Raw genomic sequence first — 14,587 nt, forward strand, 5'->3', positions numbered from 1 at the left:
CTCAGATCCGGTCGAACATGCTGGTCACGGGCCCGTCGATCCGGGCGCCGCGCTTGTGCAGCCAGTCGTCGAGCTTGCCCTGGACCGTCGCGAGCTCCGGGCGGCGGCCCGGGTCGGTGCGCAGGGCGGACTTGAGCAGGCTCAGGTGCGCCGTGCGCGAGGGCAGGTGGGTGAGCTTCCCGCCCGCCGCGGCCGCGCGCAGGCCCGCGACGGCGTCCTGGCTCTCGCCACGGGGCGGCTGCCCGCACAGCGCGAACGACACCGCGGCGGCGAGCTGCCAGCCGTCCGAGGCCGGGGAGGCGGGCTTGCCCGCCGCGACCTCCGGGGCCAGGTAGTCCGGAGTGCCCAGCACGTAGCCGGCCATGGTCAGGGTGGAGTCGCCCTGCTTGCGGGCGATCCCGAAGTCGATCAGGTGCGGCTTGCCGTGCGGGTCGACGACGATGTTGCCGGGCTTGATGTCGCGGTGCAGCACCCCGCGCCGGTGGGCGGTGTCCAGCGCCCCGGCGATCCCGGTCCAGATCCGCGCCGCGGAGACGTCGTCGACGGGGCCGCGGTCGGCCACCAGCTGGCCCAGCGACAGGCCGTCGACGTACTCCATGACGATCACCAGGCCCTCCATCCCGACGAGCCCGGGGTCGCTGGAGGCCTGCACGAGGTCGTGGATCCGCACGCAGCACGGGTGCTGCATCGCGCCGAGGGCCGCGGCCTCACGGCGGATCCGCTCCTCGGTCTCGGCGTCCGGGGCGTGCGCGGACTTCACCGCGACGGTGTGGCCGAGCTTGGCGTCGTGGGCGAGCCACACTCGTCCGAACCCGCCGGAGCCGAGACGGCGCAGCAGCCGGAACCGCGGGGCGCGTTGCCCGCCGGTGACGCCGCCGACCGGGGCGACCATCGTCGGGCGGCGCGGAGGTCCGGGGGGCGGGAGCGGGCCGCCACCGGTCCGGAACCCGCCGGACGGGGGCGGGAACGGGCCCGATCGTCCGGGCGTCGGCGGTGGCGGTGGCGGCATCGCCGGTGGCGGCGCCGCGGGGTACGGGCCGGACAGTGCGCGGGTGCCGTTCGGGCGGGGCGCGGCACCGGAGCCGGGACCACCGGCCGCGGCGGCCCGGCCGGACGGGGCGACCCGCCCGGCGGCGGCGCCACCGATCTCGACCGGGCTCTCCGGGGTGCGTGCGGCGAACCGGCCGGCCAGGCGGTCGGCGAGGCTGGGCGTGGCGGCGGGCGCCGAGGCGGCCGGGTGGGCCGCGGAGGGATGTCCGGGCGGCGGCCCGGGTCGACCGGCGCCGACGGCGCGACCCGAGGGCGGCCCGGCGGCGTCGACGGACCGGCGCTCGGCCGCGGCGAGCGCGGCCCGCGACGGCGGCGGCACCATCGCCACGACGACGACCCCGAGCAGGGTCGCGACCAGCACGCCGATCCAGAGGTGCTCGGCGGTGCCGCTGGGCACCCCCGCGGTGAGGACGATCAGCGAGAACAGCGGGATCCAGAAGAACTTCGACGGCCACTTCGGCCCGCGGCGCAGCGCGGTGCGGGCCTGCACGGCGACCAGCAGCACCGCCATCAGCGGCACCACGCCGAGCAGCGCGACCGCGATCACCGACTGGACGACGTCGCCGCTGCCCACCGCGCCGGCGACGGTGCCCTGGCCCAGGTAGCTGCTCTGGGTGCCGACGACCGAGCAGGTCGTGGTGCGGATGGTCCGGGTCGTCGCGGCGGCCATGCCCGGGACCGGCTGTCCCTCGGTGGCGGCGGCGAACACCCGTCCGGTGGCGATGAACGCGACCAGCGGCAGCAGGCCGGCGGTCAGGATCCCGATCCCGCCGACGAGCACGGACCCCGACGCCCCGTAGGACGAGCCGAGACGGCGCCGGATCAGCGCGACCGCGACCGCCCCGGCCGTCGGCAGCAGCCCGACCAGCACCCCGAGGATGCTGACCGACCACGCCCACTCGCCCGGGCACGCGTCCGCCGCCAGGCCGCGCAGACCGTCGAGCAGCCCGGCGACGAGCGCCACCAGCGTGTCCACGCCCGAAACCCCCTCCGCCGTCCGACTCCCACTATGGCATCACCGACGCCGGGAACGACGCGGCACGGGTGTCCCGGCCGTGTCGGGCGGCCGCGACGGCGTGTGCCGGCGGTGGCGGCGTTACCGTCGGCGCATGGACAACCGCGAGCTGTGGCAGGACGGTCCCCGGGTCGGCGCGGTCGGCCTCGGATGTATGGGGATGTCCTGGGCCTACTCCCCCGCCGAGCGCGACGACGAGCGTTCGGTCGCGACGATCCACCGGGCGCTCGACCGCGGGGTGACGCTGCTCGACACCGCCGACGTCTACGGCCCGTTCACCAACGAGGAGCTCCTCGGGCGTGCCCTGGCCGGGCTGACGCCGTCGGACCGCGAGCGGCTCACGGTCGCCACGAAGGTCGGACTCGTCGTCACCGCCGACCGCACCCCGGGTCAGGTCCCGTCCCCGGACGGGCGCCCGGAGCGGATCGCGCAGGCCTGCGACGACTCGCTGCGCCGCCTCGGCGTGGACGTCATCGACCTCTACCAGCTGCACCGGGTCGACCCGGAGGTCCCGCTGGCCGACACCTGGGGAGCGCTCGCCGACCTGGTGACCGCGGGCAAGGTCCGTGCGCTGGGGATGTCCGAGGTCGAGCCGGCCCAGCTCGACGGCGCCTCGGTGATCCACCCGGTGTCCACGGTGCAGTCCGAGCTGTCGTTGTGGACCCGCGGCGCCCTGACCGACGTCCTGCCCTGGTGCGAGCAGCGGGGGGCGGGTTTCATCCCGTTCGCCCCGCTCGGCCGCGGTTTCCTCACCGGCGCCCTGACGCCCGGGTCGTTCGAGGGCAAGGACTTCCGCGCCCACAACGCCCGCTTCACCGACGAGGCCATGGCGGCCAACGCCGAGATCGTCGACACCGTCACGACGGTCGCGCAGCGCCACGACGCCACACCGGCGCAGATCGCGCTGGCCTGGGTTCTGTCCCGCGGCGAGCGTGTCGTGCCGATCCCGGGCACCACCCGCCCCGAGCGCGTCGAGGAGAACGCCGCCGCCGCGGACGTCACGCTGACCGCCGAGGACCACGCCCTGCTGGAGACCCTGCCGGGAGCGCAGGGCGACCGGTACTGACGTTCCTGCGGCCCGCGGGACTCCTATGCGCCGCCGCTGCCGTACTTGGCCAGCACCTGCGCCTTGAACTCGGTGAACTGCTCGGGGTGGTTCAACCCCATGTCGGCGAGGCAGTCCGCGCAGTTGCCCACGATGTGGAGCAGGGTCGTCGCCGTCGAGCACCGGGAGCACGCCACCGGCTGCGCCGGCTCGGCCCCGGGTGTGCCCGGCGCAGCCGTGCCCGTGACGGGGGTGTCCGGGACGGCGTCCGGCTCGGCGGTCTCGGTGTCAGCCACGCGCCCAGGCTACCGAGCGCCCCCGACGGCCCCGCCGCCACGATGTCGGTGGGCCCCGGGGCTCAGCGGACGAAGAGCTCCAGGTCGGTGTTGAACCGGTCGAGCAGCCCGGCCAGGGCGTCCCGGTCGTCCTCCGGCCAGTGCTCCATCACCTCGCGCAGCGGCGCCAGACGGGCCTGGCGCACCTCGTCGCGGGCGGCGGCACCGGCCCGGGTGAGGGCGACGCTGACCGAGCGCGGGTCCCGCTCGTGCGGGCTGACCTCCACCAGCCCGGCTCGGGACAGCCGCGAGACCTGCCGGCTGGCGGTGGGCTTGCTGACGCCGAGCTTGGCGGTCAGGGCCGTCAGCGAGTGCGGCCCCTCCTCGTCGAGCAGGAGCAGGACCGGATAGGTGTAGCGGTCCACCGCCTCGTGCGGTCCGTACCCGCCCGACCAGACCGACTCCATGGTTCGCCGGACCAGCAGCGTCACCTGCTTCTCGAGCTGTTGCAGTGAGTCCTGTTCCGGGGAGCCCTGTCGCAGGGAGTCATCGGGGCGTGTGGTCGTGGTGGTGGAGGTCACACCGGCCGACGCCGTCATAGGGCCAGCTCCAATCGGACGTATCGGACGTTCCTGCATAACAAGACTCTACTCCTGTTGCACGTTGCAACGTTGCGAGGTGAAATCGAGTAACACCCCGTTAACAAAGTGCAAGGAGGCCCCCACCGTGTGCGGAATCTGCGGCTGGATCGACTACCGGCGTGACCTGGGCGACGACCAGAACCGGCGCACCCTCGCCGGGATGAACCAGACGATGAGCTGCCGCGGCCCGGACCAGGAGGGCATCTGGGTCGAACGTCACGCCGCCCTGTGTCACCGGCGCCTCGCGGTGATCGACATCGAGGGCGGCCGCCAGCCGATGACCCTCGACGACGACGACCGCGGTCCGGCGCTGCACATGGTCTACAGCGGCGAGACCTACAACTTCCGGGAGCTGCGCGCCGAGCTCGACGCCGCGGGGCACCGTTTCCGCACCTCCAGCGACACCGAGGTCGTGCTGCGCGCGCACCGCGAGTGGGGCCGGAAGGACCCGCGCGAGGTCGCCCGCCGTCTGAACGGCATGTTCGCCTACGCGGTGTGGGACACCGGGAGCGAGGAGCTGGTGCTCGTCCGCGACCGGCTCGGCATCAAGCCGCTCTACTACTACCCCACCCCGAACGGCGTGCTGTTCGGCTCCGAGCCCAAGGCGATCCTGGCCAACCCCGACGCCGACCGCGTCGTCGAGGCCGAAGGCCTGCGCCGGGCACTGGCCTGGGTCGCGGACCCGTCCAACGCCGTGTTCCGCGGCATGCGCGAGGTCCCGCCGGGCCACGTGGTCCGGATCGGGCGCAACGGGATCCGCGAGGAGCGGTACTGGCGCCTGGAGGACACCGGGCACACCGACGACGTCCCGACGACGGTGAACCACGTCCGCGAGCTGCTCGAGGACACGGCGAAGCGCCAGCTGATCGCCGACGTCCCGCTGTGCACACTGCTCTCGGGCGGGCTCGACTCCTCCGCGCTGACCGCGCTGGCCGCCCGGCACGTCACCGACCAGGGCGGCGGCAGGATCCGCTCGTTCGCCGTCGACTTCGCCGGCTACGCGGAGAACTTCCAGGCCGACGACGTCCGCGGCACGCCGGACACCCCGTACGTGCACGAGGTCGCCGAGTTCGTCGGCACCGACCACCGCGACATCCTGCTCTCCACCGAGGACATGATGGACCCGCGGGTACGCAACGCGGCCCTGCACGCCCGCGACCTCCCCGCGGGCATCGGGGACATGGACACCTCGCTCTACCTGCTGTTCAAGGCGGTGCGCGAGGAGTCGACGGTCGCCCTGTCCGGGGAGTCGGCCGACGAGGTCTTCGGCGGGTACCGCGACTTCCACGACGCCGACACCGTCGCCGCGGACACGTTCCCGTGGCTGGCCGGCCGGATGATGAACCACGACGCGAAGGACCCGGGCCTGTTCGACAAGGGGCTGTTCGCCAAGCTCGACGTCGCCGGCTATGTCGACGACCAGTACCGCGCGGCCCTGGCCGAGGTCCCGCAGCTCACCGGTCCCGCGGCGGCCGATCCGCACGAGCGCCGGATGCGCGAGATCTGCTACCTCTACCTCACGAAGTTCCTGCCGAACCTCCTCGACCGCAAGGACCGGATGAGCATGGCGGTCGGTCTCGAGGTGCGGGTGCCGTTCTGCGACCACCGCCTCGTCGAGTACGTCTTCGGCACGCCGTGGGCGCACAAGACGTTCGACGGCCGGGAGAAGAGCCTCCTGCGCCACGCCACGAAGGACCTGCTCCCGGAGTCGGTCGTGCAGCGGGTGAAGAGCCCGTACCCGTCGACGCAGGACGAGGGCTACGAGAAGTCCCTGCGCGACCGGGTGGCCGGCATCCTCGCCGAGGGTGAGAACGCCCCCGTCGCGCCGATGGTCGACCTCAAGGCGATCCGCGAGCGCCTGGACGCGCCGTCGTCGCACCAGCAGAACCACATGGGTCAGCGGATGCAGCTCGAGCGCATCATCGACCTGAACCAGTGGCTCGGCGACTACGACGTGGAGCTCAACGTCTGACCGGCCCCACCCCGCACGCACTCATGGCGCAGACGTGTGGCTCCACGACACGAAAGCTCCATGAGTGCGCCGGGGGTGGCGCGCCGGGGCCGCACTCGGGGCGCGAATGTGCGGGCTCGCGACGCGTTCGCGCCACGAGTGCGCTCCGGGAATCACGACGGGCGGCGGGGGTGTTGGTCGGGGCAGGTACTTCGTTCCCTAGCTGAGGAGCCATCGTGGGTCTGACCCGCACCGACGGACCGCTGTCCCCCTACGCCCCGACCTCGGTGAACTACCGGATCGAGGGCCCGCCGCACAAGCTGCTGATGCACCCGTTCCCGCGTCGCGTGCGGGCCGAGTTCGCCGGGCGCACCGTGCTCGACACCCGTGCCGGGCAGCTGGTGCACGAGTCGAACCTGCTGCCGGTGCTCTACGTGCCGTTCGACGACCTCGACGCCGACGTCCTGGTCCCCACCGAGCACACGACGCACTGCCCGTTCAAGGGTGACGCCGCCTACCACTCGCTGGTCGTCGGCGACCGGGTCGCGGAGAACGCCGTCTGGTCCTACCCCCAGCCCACCGACGAGGCGCCGTGGCTCAAGGGCCTGGCCGCGCTGTACTGGAACGCCGCCGACGCCTGGTACGACGAGGACGAGGAGGTCTTCGCCCACCTCACGGACCCCTACACGCGGGTCGACGTCCGCCCGACGCACCGCGACGTCGTCGTCCGGCACGGTGACACGGTCCTGGCGGAGTCCCGGGAGCCGGTGGTCCTGTCCGAGACGGGCCTGAAGAACCGCTGGTACCTGCGCCCCGGAGACGTCCGGGTCCCGCTGAAGCCCAGCGACACCCACATGCACTGCCCGTACAAGGGCCGGTCGTCCTACTCGCACGCCACCCTGCCGGACGGCACCGTCCTGACCGATGTGGCCTGGAGCTACCCCGAGCCGCTGCCCGAGTCGTCGCGGATCGGCGGCCTGCTCAGCTTCACCGACGGCGGCGACACCGGCGTCACGGTCGAGGTCGACGGCGAGCCCGCCTGAGCTCACCCCGGGAAGGACCTCAGTCCTCCTCGTCGACCAGCAGTGCCTCCAGGGCGGGCAGGGCCGCCTCCAGGGCGTTGCGCTGCTGGTCGTCGAGGCGGTCGAGACGCCGCGCGATGAGCGCGGTGCGGTGGCTGCGCAGCTCGGCCAGGCGGCTCACGCCGGTGGCGGAGATGCTGATCAGGACGCCGCGGGCGTCGCCCGGGTCGGCGGCGCGGGTCACCAGACCGGCCTCGTCCAGCGCGGTGAGCACCCGGGACATGGTCGGTGCGGTGACGGCCTCGCGGCGGGCCAGCTCGGACAGGCGCAGCGGGCCGTGGTTCTCGACGGTGACCAGGGTGGAGAGCTGCAACGGGGGCAGCGACTCCTTGTCGTCGATCCGGATCCGGCGGTTCAGCCGGCCCACGGCGAGCCGCAGCCGGGCCGCGAGCTCCTCGTCGGTGCCGGAGTACTTCGTCGTCACCGTGTCCGTCCCCGTGTTCCCGCCCATCCCGACATCGTGCCAGCAATGACAACGACCCCCGGACCAGGGCGGGAACTCCCTACAGCTTGCGCAGCCGGACGCGGGTGATGTTGTGGTCGGCGCCCTTGCTCAGCACCAGGCTCGCGCGGCCCCGGGTGGGCAGGATGTTCTGCACCAGGTTCGGGGCGTTGATCTCGTCCCAGATCGTCTCGGCGCGGGCGACCGCCGCCTCGTGGTCCAGCTCGGCGTAGCGGCGGAAGTACGACGCCGGGTCGCGGAACGCGGTCTCGCGCAGCCGCAGGAACCGCTCGACGTACCAGCGCCGGACGTCGGCGGTCGCGGCGTCGACATAGACCGAGAAGTCGATGAAGTCGCTGACCGTCAGCGCCCCGGACGTGGCGGGCTGCAGGACGTTGAGGCCCTCGATCACCACGATGTCCGGGCTGCGCACGACGAGCCGCTCGTCCGGGACGATGTCGTAGACCAGGTGCGAGTAGACCGGAGCGCTGACCTCGGACCGGCCGCCCTTGATCTCGGAGACGAAGCGCAGCAGCGCGCGGCGGTCGTAGGACTCGGGGAACCCCTTTCGGTGCATGATCCCGCGCCGCTCCAGCTCGGCGTTGGGGTGCAGGAACCCGTCGGTGGTCACGAGCTCGACGCTGGGGTGCTCGGGCCAGCGGGCCAGCAGCAGGCGCAGCAGCCGCGCGGTGGTGGACTTGCCGACCGAGACCGACCCGGCGATCCCGATCATGAACGGGGTCCGGGCCGCCGTGTCGCCGAGGAAGCGCCGGTAGGCGTGGTAGAGCCGCCCACCCTCCCGGACGTGCATGTTCAGCAGCCGCGACAGCGGGAGGTAGACCTCTCGGACCTCGTCGAGGTCGACGAAGTCGCCGAAACTACGCAGCTGGTCGAGCTCCTCGGCCGAGAGCGGCAGACGGGTCGAGGCCGCAGCGAGCTGCGACCAGGCCCGCCGGTCGAAGTCCACGAAGGGCGAGGCACTGCCCTTGGCCAGGCCGGAATGTCGTGCCGGGGAGGACAGCTCGTCCTTCGGGGCCGGGTGCTCGTCGACGGGCGCGGGCCTGCGGTCGAGGCTCACCGGGCTACCGCAGCCGGGGTCTCCCGGGTGGACGGGAACCGCGTCGGCGTCGCTGCCGTTGTCGGGACCGTGGTCATGGGCACCCAACCTAGACCTCACCCGGCCCCGCGCCTGCGTGACCTCGCTCGCACGGGGTACGCCCGACGGGCGCCGTTCCGTCGGCGGCGTATCGTTGCCCGCTGACCGGGTCCCGTCCAGCCCAGGAGTGTTCGTGCCCACCGCAGGACCCGCCGAGCCGGGTTGCAGTAGTAGGCCGGGTCACGCGACCCGGCCGATCCCCTCCCGGCCGCAGGCCGCCCGGGCCACCGCAGGGGCCCTCCGATGACCGTGCTGCTCTCCCTCCTCGGCCTGGTGGCCGTCGCGGTCCTCACGGCCGGCACCGCGATGTCGGTGGCGTCGGAGTTCTCCCTGACCGCACTGGAGCGAAGCCAGGTCGACGCCCACGTCGCCGAGGCGAACGACCGCAGCGCCCGCGCCGTGCAGAAGGCCCACCGGTCACTGTCGTTCCAGCTCTCGGGCTGTCAGCTCGGCATCACGGTGACGACCCTGGCCACCGGCTACATCGCCGAGCCCGCCATCGCCGAGCTGATCAACCCCGGGCTGGAGGCGGCGGGCGTGCCGACCGGGCTGTCCACCGGAATCTCGACGGTCCTGTCGCTGGTCATCGCCACGGCGTTGTCGATGGTGTTCGGCGAGCTGGTCCCGAAGAACCTCGCCATCGCGCACCCGCTGGGCACCGCCCGCAAGGTCGTGTGGATCCAGGCCGGGTTCGCCACCGCGTTCCGCTGGCTGATCCGCGCCCTGAACGCCTCGGCGAACGCGATCGTCCGCAAGCTCGGTATCGAGCCCGCGGAGGAGCTGCGCTCGGCGCGCTCTCCGCACGAGCTCAGCTCACTGGTCCGGTCCTCGGCCGAGCACGGCACGATCGACCAGGGCACCGCGACCCTGCTGGACCGCTCGCTGCGCTTCACCGACCGCGTCGCCGACGAGCTGATGACGCCGCGGGTGCGGATGGAGACCATCGACGGTGACGACACCGTGGCCGACCTGCTGACCCTGTCGCGGCGCAGCGGGTTCTCCCGCTTCCCGGTGCAGGACGGCGACCCGGACGTGCTGCTCGGGCTCGTGCACGTCAAGCAGGCCTTCGGCGTGCCGGTCGAGGAGCGGGCCACCACCACCCTGCGGACGATGACGGTGCCGGTCGAGACCGTGCCCGGGTCCCTGGACGGCGACGCCCTAATGACCCGGCTGCGCGACTCCGGGCTGCAGATGGCCGTCGTCGTCGACGAGTACGGCGGCACGGCCGGCCTGGTCTGCCTCGAGGACCTGATCGAGGAGATCGTCGGCGACGTCCGTGACGAGCACGACCGCGCCGAGCAGTCCCGGGTGCGCGGCGCCGGCAACGGCAGCTGGGTCGTCTCCGGCCTGCTGCGCGCCGACGAGATCGCCGACGCGACCGGGTTCGTGATGCCCGACGGCGACTACGAGACCCTGGCCGGGATGGTGCTGGCCCGGTTGGGCCGGATCCCGGACGTCGGCGACGACCTGCTGGTCGACGACTGGCGCCTGACCGTCCTGCGCCGCGACCGCAACCGCGTCGCCGAGCTGCGGCTGTCCCTCGACGGTGCGGCCTTGACCGGTGCCGGTGTCGGTGCCCCGAGCAGGGAGGTGCGGTCGTGACCCCCGCCGACGCACTTCTTCCCGCGGAGGCGGAATGACTGCCGATCTGCTCGCTCTCCTGGCGGCGCTCGCGCTGCTGGGTGCCAACGCGTTCTTCGTCAGCGCCGAGTTCGCGCTGATCTCCGCCCGCAAGGACCGGCTGGAGGCGATGGCAGAGGCCGGGTCGTCCGGCGCGCGGACCGTGCTCGGCGCCTCCGCGGACCTGTCCCGGATGCTCGCGGCGTCGCAGCTGGGCATCACGATCGCGTCGTTGCTGCTGGGACGCCTCGGCGAGCCGGCCGTCGCGCACCTGATCGAGACGCCGCTGGAGGCCGTCGGCGTGCCCGACGCCGCCGTCTACCCGATCGCGTTCACGATCTCGCTGATCCTGGTCGTGATCGCGCACATGCTGCTCGGGGAGATGGTCCCGAAGAACATCTCCATCGCCGGCCCGGAGCGGGCCGCGATCCTGCTGGTGCCGCCGTTCCTGATCTGGACGAAGCTCGCCCGCCCGGCGATCGACGCGTTCAACTGGATGGCCAACGCCACGCTGCGGCTGTTCAAGGTCACGCCGAAGGACGAGCTGGAGGCCGCGTTCACCTCCGGCGAGCTGTCGGAGATGATCGCCGACTCGCAGCGCGAGGGCCTGCTCGACGACGACGAGTCCAGCCGGATCGCCCGCACCCTGCGCTCGGCGGAGACCACCGTCGCCGACGTGGTCGTCGCGATGGGCGACCTGGTCACGCTGCCGCCGAGCCCGACGGTCGACCAGGTCACCACCGCCGTCGCCGACACCGGGTTCTCGCGTTTCCCGATCCGCGGCACGCAGGGCCGGCTGACCGGGTACCTGCACGTCAAGGACGTGCTCGACCTGGCCGACGGGCCGTCGACGGTGATCCCGCCGCAGCGGATCCGCAGCCTCCCCGAGGTCTCCGCCTCGGCCCGTCTCGACGTCGCCATGTCCACGCTGCGGACGTCGCGGGCACACCTGGCCCGGGCGACGGACGACGCGGGCACCACGGTCGGGCTGGTGACGATGGAGGATCTGACCGAGCGCTACGTCGGCACCGTCCGCGACGCCACGCACTCCCCCGGGCCGCCGGCGTGAGTGCCGGTCCCGACGTGCTGTCCTCGCTCTCCGGGTTGCGGTGGCGCGAGGCCGCGCAGCGGCACCGGGAGCGGATGGCGGTGTTCACCGGGCCGCACCGGGAGCGCCGTCGCCGCCGGGAGCCGCACCCGGTGATGGACTTCCTGTTCACCTACTACTCGCACAAGCCGGTCCGTCTCGAACAGTGGGATCCCGGTCCCGGGGTCGTGCTGCACGACGCGGAGGAGTTCCTGGACCGGCCGGGTTACCGCCGCGACGGCGTCGGCGTCCGCTTCGACCCGGCCTGCGCGCCGGACCGGCTGCGCGCCACTGCGGAGTTCGTGCACGGCCTGCTCGCGGCGACCCTGGAGCGCGCGCCCCGTCTGGGCTGCTTCGGCCTGCACGAGTGGGCGATGGTCTACCGCACCGACGCCCCGCGCCACGGCGCCGTCCCGCTGCGTCTGGGGGCCGCGGGCACCGACGAGGTCGTCGAGTCGATGCCGGTGCGGTGCACGCACTTCGACGCCTACCGCTTCTTCACCGAGTCGGCCGCCCCGCGCAACGCGCTCACGCCGACCCGGGAGCGTCAGACCGAGCTGGAGCAGCCCGGCTGCCTGCACGCGAACATGGATCTCTACAAGTGGGCCTACAAGCTCGCCCCCGGCTGCCCGTCCGACCTGACGGCGGACTGCTTCGAGCTGGCCGTGGACGTCCGTGAGCTGGACATGCGGGCCAGCCCCTACGACCTCGCCGCGCACGGGTACACCCCGGTCCGGATCGAGACCCCGGAGGGCCGCGCCGACTACGCCCGCGCCCAGGCCGGCTTCGCCGAGCGGGCCGCTCCCCTGCGCCGCCGCCTGATGGCCGTGTGCGCGTCCCTGACCCACTGATGCGCTGACGCCCGGTCGTGCGCGGATATCACCGCCAGAGCAGCGATATCCGCGCACGGGGGACGTCAGCCGGTGGGGACCAGGTCGTCGAGGACGCCGTTGCGGGCCGCGGCGACGAGGTCGGCGAGCTGGTCGGTGCTCATCTGGATCCGCTGCCCGAAGTCGTCGGTGATCACGATCCGGCGCTCCGGGGCCGCGTTCTCGTCGACGTGCAGCTCCGGGCAGCCGCAGTTGCAGTTCCCGCAGAAGGTGGCGATGTGGCGCATCGGTCGTGGCTCCTCGTGCTCGTCGGGTCGCGGACGGTCAGCCCGCCACGGACACGGTCGCACGAGAACGGCGCCCGGTTCCGGGAATCCCATCGATGACCGGTTCGGGCCGGAGTTGTCCGGTCAGGACTTCACGGCGGTCACCAGGTCACTGCTGAACTCGATGCCGTCGGGCAACCCGGCCAGGTCACGGCCGTAGCCGCGGGCCACGCCGGGGCTGTCCACGGAGTCGACGTCCCAGCCCAGCTCGGACAGACGCCGCGCCGCGGGCGGGCGCTCCTCGGTCGAGATCAGCGACGGGAACTCCACCCCGAACGGCGCGACCAGCGCGGCCAGGCTCGGCCGGTGGGCCATCATCGCGATCACGTCGGCGAAGTGCTCGGCCGCGATCGTGCTCCCCGGCGCGCTGAGCTCGTCGATCGCCCGCAGCAGCGTCTCCTGCGCGTCGGCGGGCAGGAACGGCAGCAGCCCCTCGGCCAGCCACGCCGTGGGCCGGGACGGGTCGAAGCCCTGAGCCCGCAGCGCGGCCACCCAGTCGTCGCGCAGGTCCACGCCGACCACGCGGCGGTCGCAGGTCGGGCGGCCGTCGTGGGCCTCGACGACCTCGTCCTTGAACTCCAGGACCCCGGCCTGGTCGATCTCGTAGACGGTGACGCCCGAACCCCAGGGCAGGCGCAGCGCGCGGGCGTCCAGGCCCGCGGCGAGCAGCACGACCTGGTCCGTGCCCGCGGAGACGGCGCGGTCGAGCGCGTCGTCGAAGAAGCGGGAGCGGACGCCCTGGTAGGTGGCCATCATCGTCCAGAACCCGTCGACCTCGGAGCGGATCGCCGGGTCCGGGTCGTGCACGGTCCACGTCTCGCCCGGGCGGACCGGCACTGACGAGGGCGGGTTCGCCGCGGCGACGAAACGCTGCGCCCACGGGTCGTCGACGAGACGGTCGTCGCGGCAGGTCTCCACCGCCCGGCCGGCCGCGACCAGCAGCGCGGTGAACCCGACGCTGCTGACGATGTCCCACTGCTCGTGCTCGGCCATGTCCACTCCGGTGCTCGAGATCGTCGGGCGCGGGTCGCCGCGCCGCCGTCGTCCCGATCATCAGCGGTGCACGGTGGCGCCGCCGGGCCGATGTCGCGAATGTCGGATATCGATTACCGATCTCCGATCCGGCCCCCGGAGCGATCCGGGGGCCGGACGGGTCGTCAGCGCTTCTCGACGAAGAAGTCCAGCGCCGGGTCGTCCCCGCCGCCGTAGGGCGAGAGGTCGGTGATCCCGACCGCGGCCAGAGCGTCCTCGTCGATCAGGGTCTGCCCGGTCGGCCGTGCCGGGTCGGTCAGCAGCGCGACCGCGGCGTCCCCCATGATCTCCACGCTGCGCGCCTTGGACGCCGCCTCCTCGCCGCCGAGCAGGTTGACCACCGCGGCGGTGGCGATCGTGGTCTGCGGCCACAGGCAGTTCGCGCGGATGCCGTCCCCGGCGAACTCCGCGGCCCACCCCAGCGTCAGCAGCGACATGCCGTACTTGGAGAGCATGTAGGGCGGGAACTCCCCCAGCCACTTCGGGTCGAGGTTGATCGGCGGGGACAGCGTGACGATCTGCGCGTCGGTGGAGTTCTTCAGGTGCGGCAGGCAGGCGCGGGTGAGGAGGAACGTGCCACGCGAGTTGATCGACTGCATCAGGTCGAAGCGCTTCGGCGTGACGTCCGCGGTGCCCTTGGTGTTCAGGGCGCTGGCGTTGTTGATCACGATGTCGATGCCGCCGAACGTCTCGACGGCGGTCGCCGCGGCCCGCTCCACGTCCTCCTCGACCCGCACGTCGCCGACCACGGCCACGGCCTTGCCGCCGGCCTCGACGATCTCGTCGACGGCGGTGTGCACGGTCCCGGGCAGGCGCGGGTCCGGCTCGTCGGTCTTGGCCAGGATCACCGCGTTCGCGCCCTGGCGGGCGGCGGCCAGCAGGATGGCCAGGCCGATCCCCCGGCTCCCGCCGGACATGACGATCGTGCGGCCTTCGAGGCTCTGCGAGGTGGTCGGGTCGGTCATCGTTGGCCCTCCGGTGGTCGGGGAGATCGGATGCGCGGACAGTAACAGTCAGCATTGACTGCTTTACGGA

Annotated in this window: 14 protein-coding genes; 6 read left to right on the plus strand and 8 right to left on the minus strand. The window is 72.9% G+C overall.

The genetic code is table 11. The features are described 5' to 3' along the window. Position 1: 1 nt before the first annotated feature. On the minus strand, positions 2-2,026 hold the full coding sequence (locus EV383_RS32670; protein WP_130290752.1) for a serine/threonine-protein kinase: 2,025 nt from the start codon (positions 2,024-2,026) through the stop codon (positions 2-4). Positions 2,027-2,159: 133 nt separating this feature from the next. On the opposite strand from EV383_RS32670, the gene EV383_RS16585 reads away from it, so the two are divergent. Further along, positions 2,160-3,131 (plus strand): aldo/keto reductase, encoded by a 972-nt coding sequence (locus EV383_RS16585; protein WP_130290753.1) that lies wholly within the window; start codon positions 2,160-2,162, stop codon positions 3,129-3,131. A 23-nt stretch (positions 3,132-3,154) separates the two neighbouring features. On the opposite strand, the gene EV383_RS16590 is transcribed toward EV383_RS16585, so the two are convergent. Together EV383_RS16590 and EV383_RS16595 are read right to left on the minus strand one after the other, a co-directional pair. Then, positions 3,155-3,406, minus strand: a complete 252-nt coding sequence (locus tag EV383_RS16590; RefSeq protein WP_130290754.1) for a hypothetical protein — start codon at positions 3,404-3,406, stop codon at positions 3,155-3,157. Between the two features lie 62 nt (positions 3,407-3,468). After that, on the minus strand, positions 3,469-3,984 hold the full coding sequence (locus tag EV383_RS16595) for a MarR family winged helix-turn-helix transcriptional regulator (protein WP_207223551.1): 516 nt from the start codon (positions 3,982-3,984) through the stop codon (positions 3,469-3,471). A 127-nt stretch (positions 3,985-4,111) separates the two neighbouring features. Here EV383_RS16595 and asnB point away from each other — a divergent pair, with 127 nt between their 5' ends. Further along, the gene (gene asnB / locus EV383_RS16600) at positions 4,112-5,998 is read left to right on the plus strand and encodes an asparagine synthase (glutamine-hydrolyzing) (RefSeq protein ID WP_130290755.1); all 1,887 of its coding nucleotides are present in this window, start codon (positions 4,112-4,114) and stop codon (positions 5,996-5,998) included. A gap of 215 nt (positions 5,999-6,213) precedes the next feature. Further along, positions 6,214-7,020: a DUF427 domain-containing protein gene (locus tag EV383_RS16605; protein WP_130290756.1), complete on the plus strand. Its 807-nt coding sequence runs from the start codon at positions 6,214-6,216 to the stop codon at positions 7,018-7,020. Between the two features lie 19 nt (positions 7,021-7,039). Here EV383_RS16605 and EV383_RS16610 read toward each other — a convergent pair whose 3' ends face one another. Next, a complete protein-coding gene (locus EV383_RS16610; protein WP_130290757.1) occupies positions 7,040-7,510 on the minus strand; it encodes a MarR family winged helix-turn-helix transcriptional regulator in 471 nt (156 codons plus the stop codon). A gap of 52 nt (positions 7,511-7,562) precedes the next feature. Further along, positions 7,563-8,495, minus strand: a complete 933-nt coding sequence (gene coaA, locus EV383_RS16615) for a type I pantothenate kinase (protein WP_207223819.1) — start codon at positions 8,493-8,495, stop codon at positions 7,563-7,565. 405 nt (positions 8,496-8,900) lie between these two features. Here coaA and EV383_RS16620 point away from each other — a divergent pair, with 405 nt between their 5' ends. The 3 genes from EV383_RS16620 (at position 8,901) to EV383_RS16630 (ending at position 12,215) form a co-directional block, all read left to right on the plus strand. Then, positions 8,901-10,259 (plus strand): hemolysin family protein, encoded by a 1,359-nt coding sequence (locus EV383_RS16620; protein ID WP_130290758.1) that lies wholly within the window; start codon positions 8,901-8,903, stop codon positions 10,257-10,259. A gap of 34 nt (positions 10,260-10,293) precedes the next feature. Further along, positions 10,294-11,346 (plus strand): hemolysin family protein, encoded by a 1,053-nt coding sequence (locus tag EV383_RS16625; protein ID WP_130290759.1) that lies wholly within the window; start codon positions 10,294-10,296, stop codon positions 11,344-11,346. Between the two features lie 74 nt (positions 11,347-11,420). Further along, positions 11,421-12,215 carry a 3-methyladenine DNA glycosylase gene (locus EV383_RS16630; RefSeq protein ID WP_242623481.1) on the plus strand — a complete coding sequence of 265 codons (795 nt, stop codon included), beginning with the start codon at positions 11,421-11,423 and terminating at the stop codon, positions 12,213-12,215. 65 nt (positions 12,216-12,280) lie between these two features. Here the strand turns inward: EV383_RS16630 and EV383_RS16635 are convergent, their stop codons facing one another. From EV383_RS16635 to EV383_RS16645, 3 genes are all read right to left on the minus strand, one after another. Continuing rightward, positions 12,281-12,481, minus strand: coding sequence for a hypothetical protein (locus EV383_RS16635; RefSeq protein ID WP_130290761.1), 201 nt, complete (start codon positions 12,479-12,481; stop codon positions 12,281-12,283). A 123-nt stretch (positions 12,482-12,604) separates the two neighbouring features. Beyond that, positions 12,605-13,513 (minus strand): SAM-dependent methyltransferase, encoded by a 909-nt coding sequence (locus EV383_RS16640; RefSeq protein WP_130290762.1) that lies wholly within the window; start codon positions 13,511-13,513, stop codon positions 12,605-12,607. Positions 13,514-13,677: 164 nt separating this feature from the next. After that, on the minus strand, positions 13,678-14,517 hold the full coding sequence (locus EV383_RS16645) for an SDR family oxidoreductase (protein ID WP_130290763.1): 840 nt from the start codon (positions 14,515-14,517) through the stop codon (positions 13,678-13,680). Positions 14,518-14,587: the final 70 nt, after the last annotated feature.

Origin of the sequence: Pseudonocardia sediminis (assembly GCF_004217185.1) — a bacterium.
GTDB classification, from domain to species: Bacteria; Actinomycetota; Actinomycetes; order Mycobacteriales; family Pseudonocardiaceae; genus Pseudonocardia; species Pseudonocardia sediminis.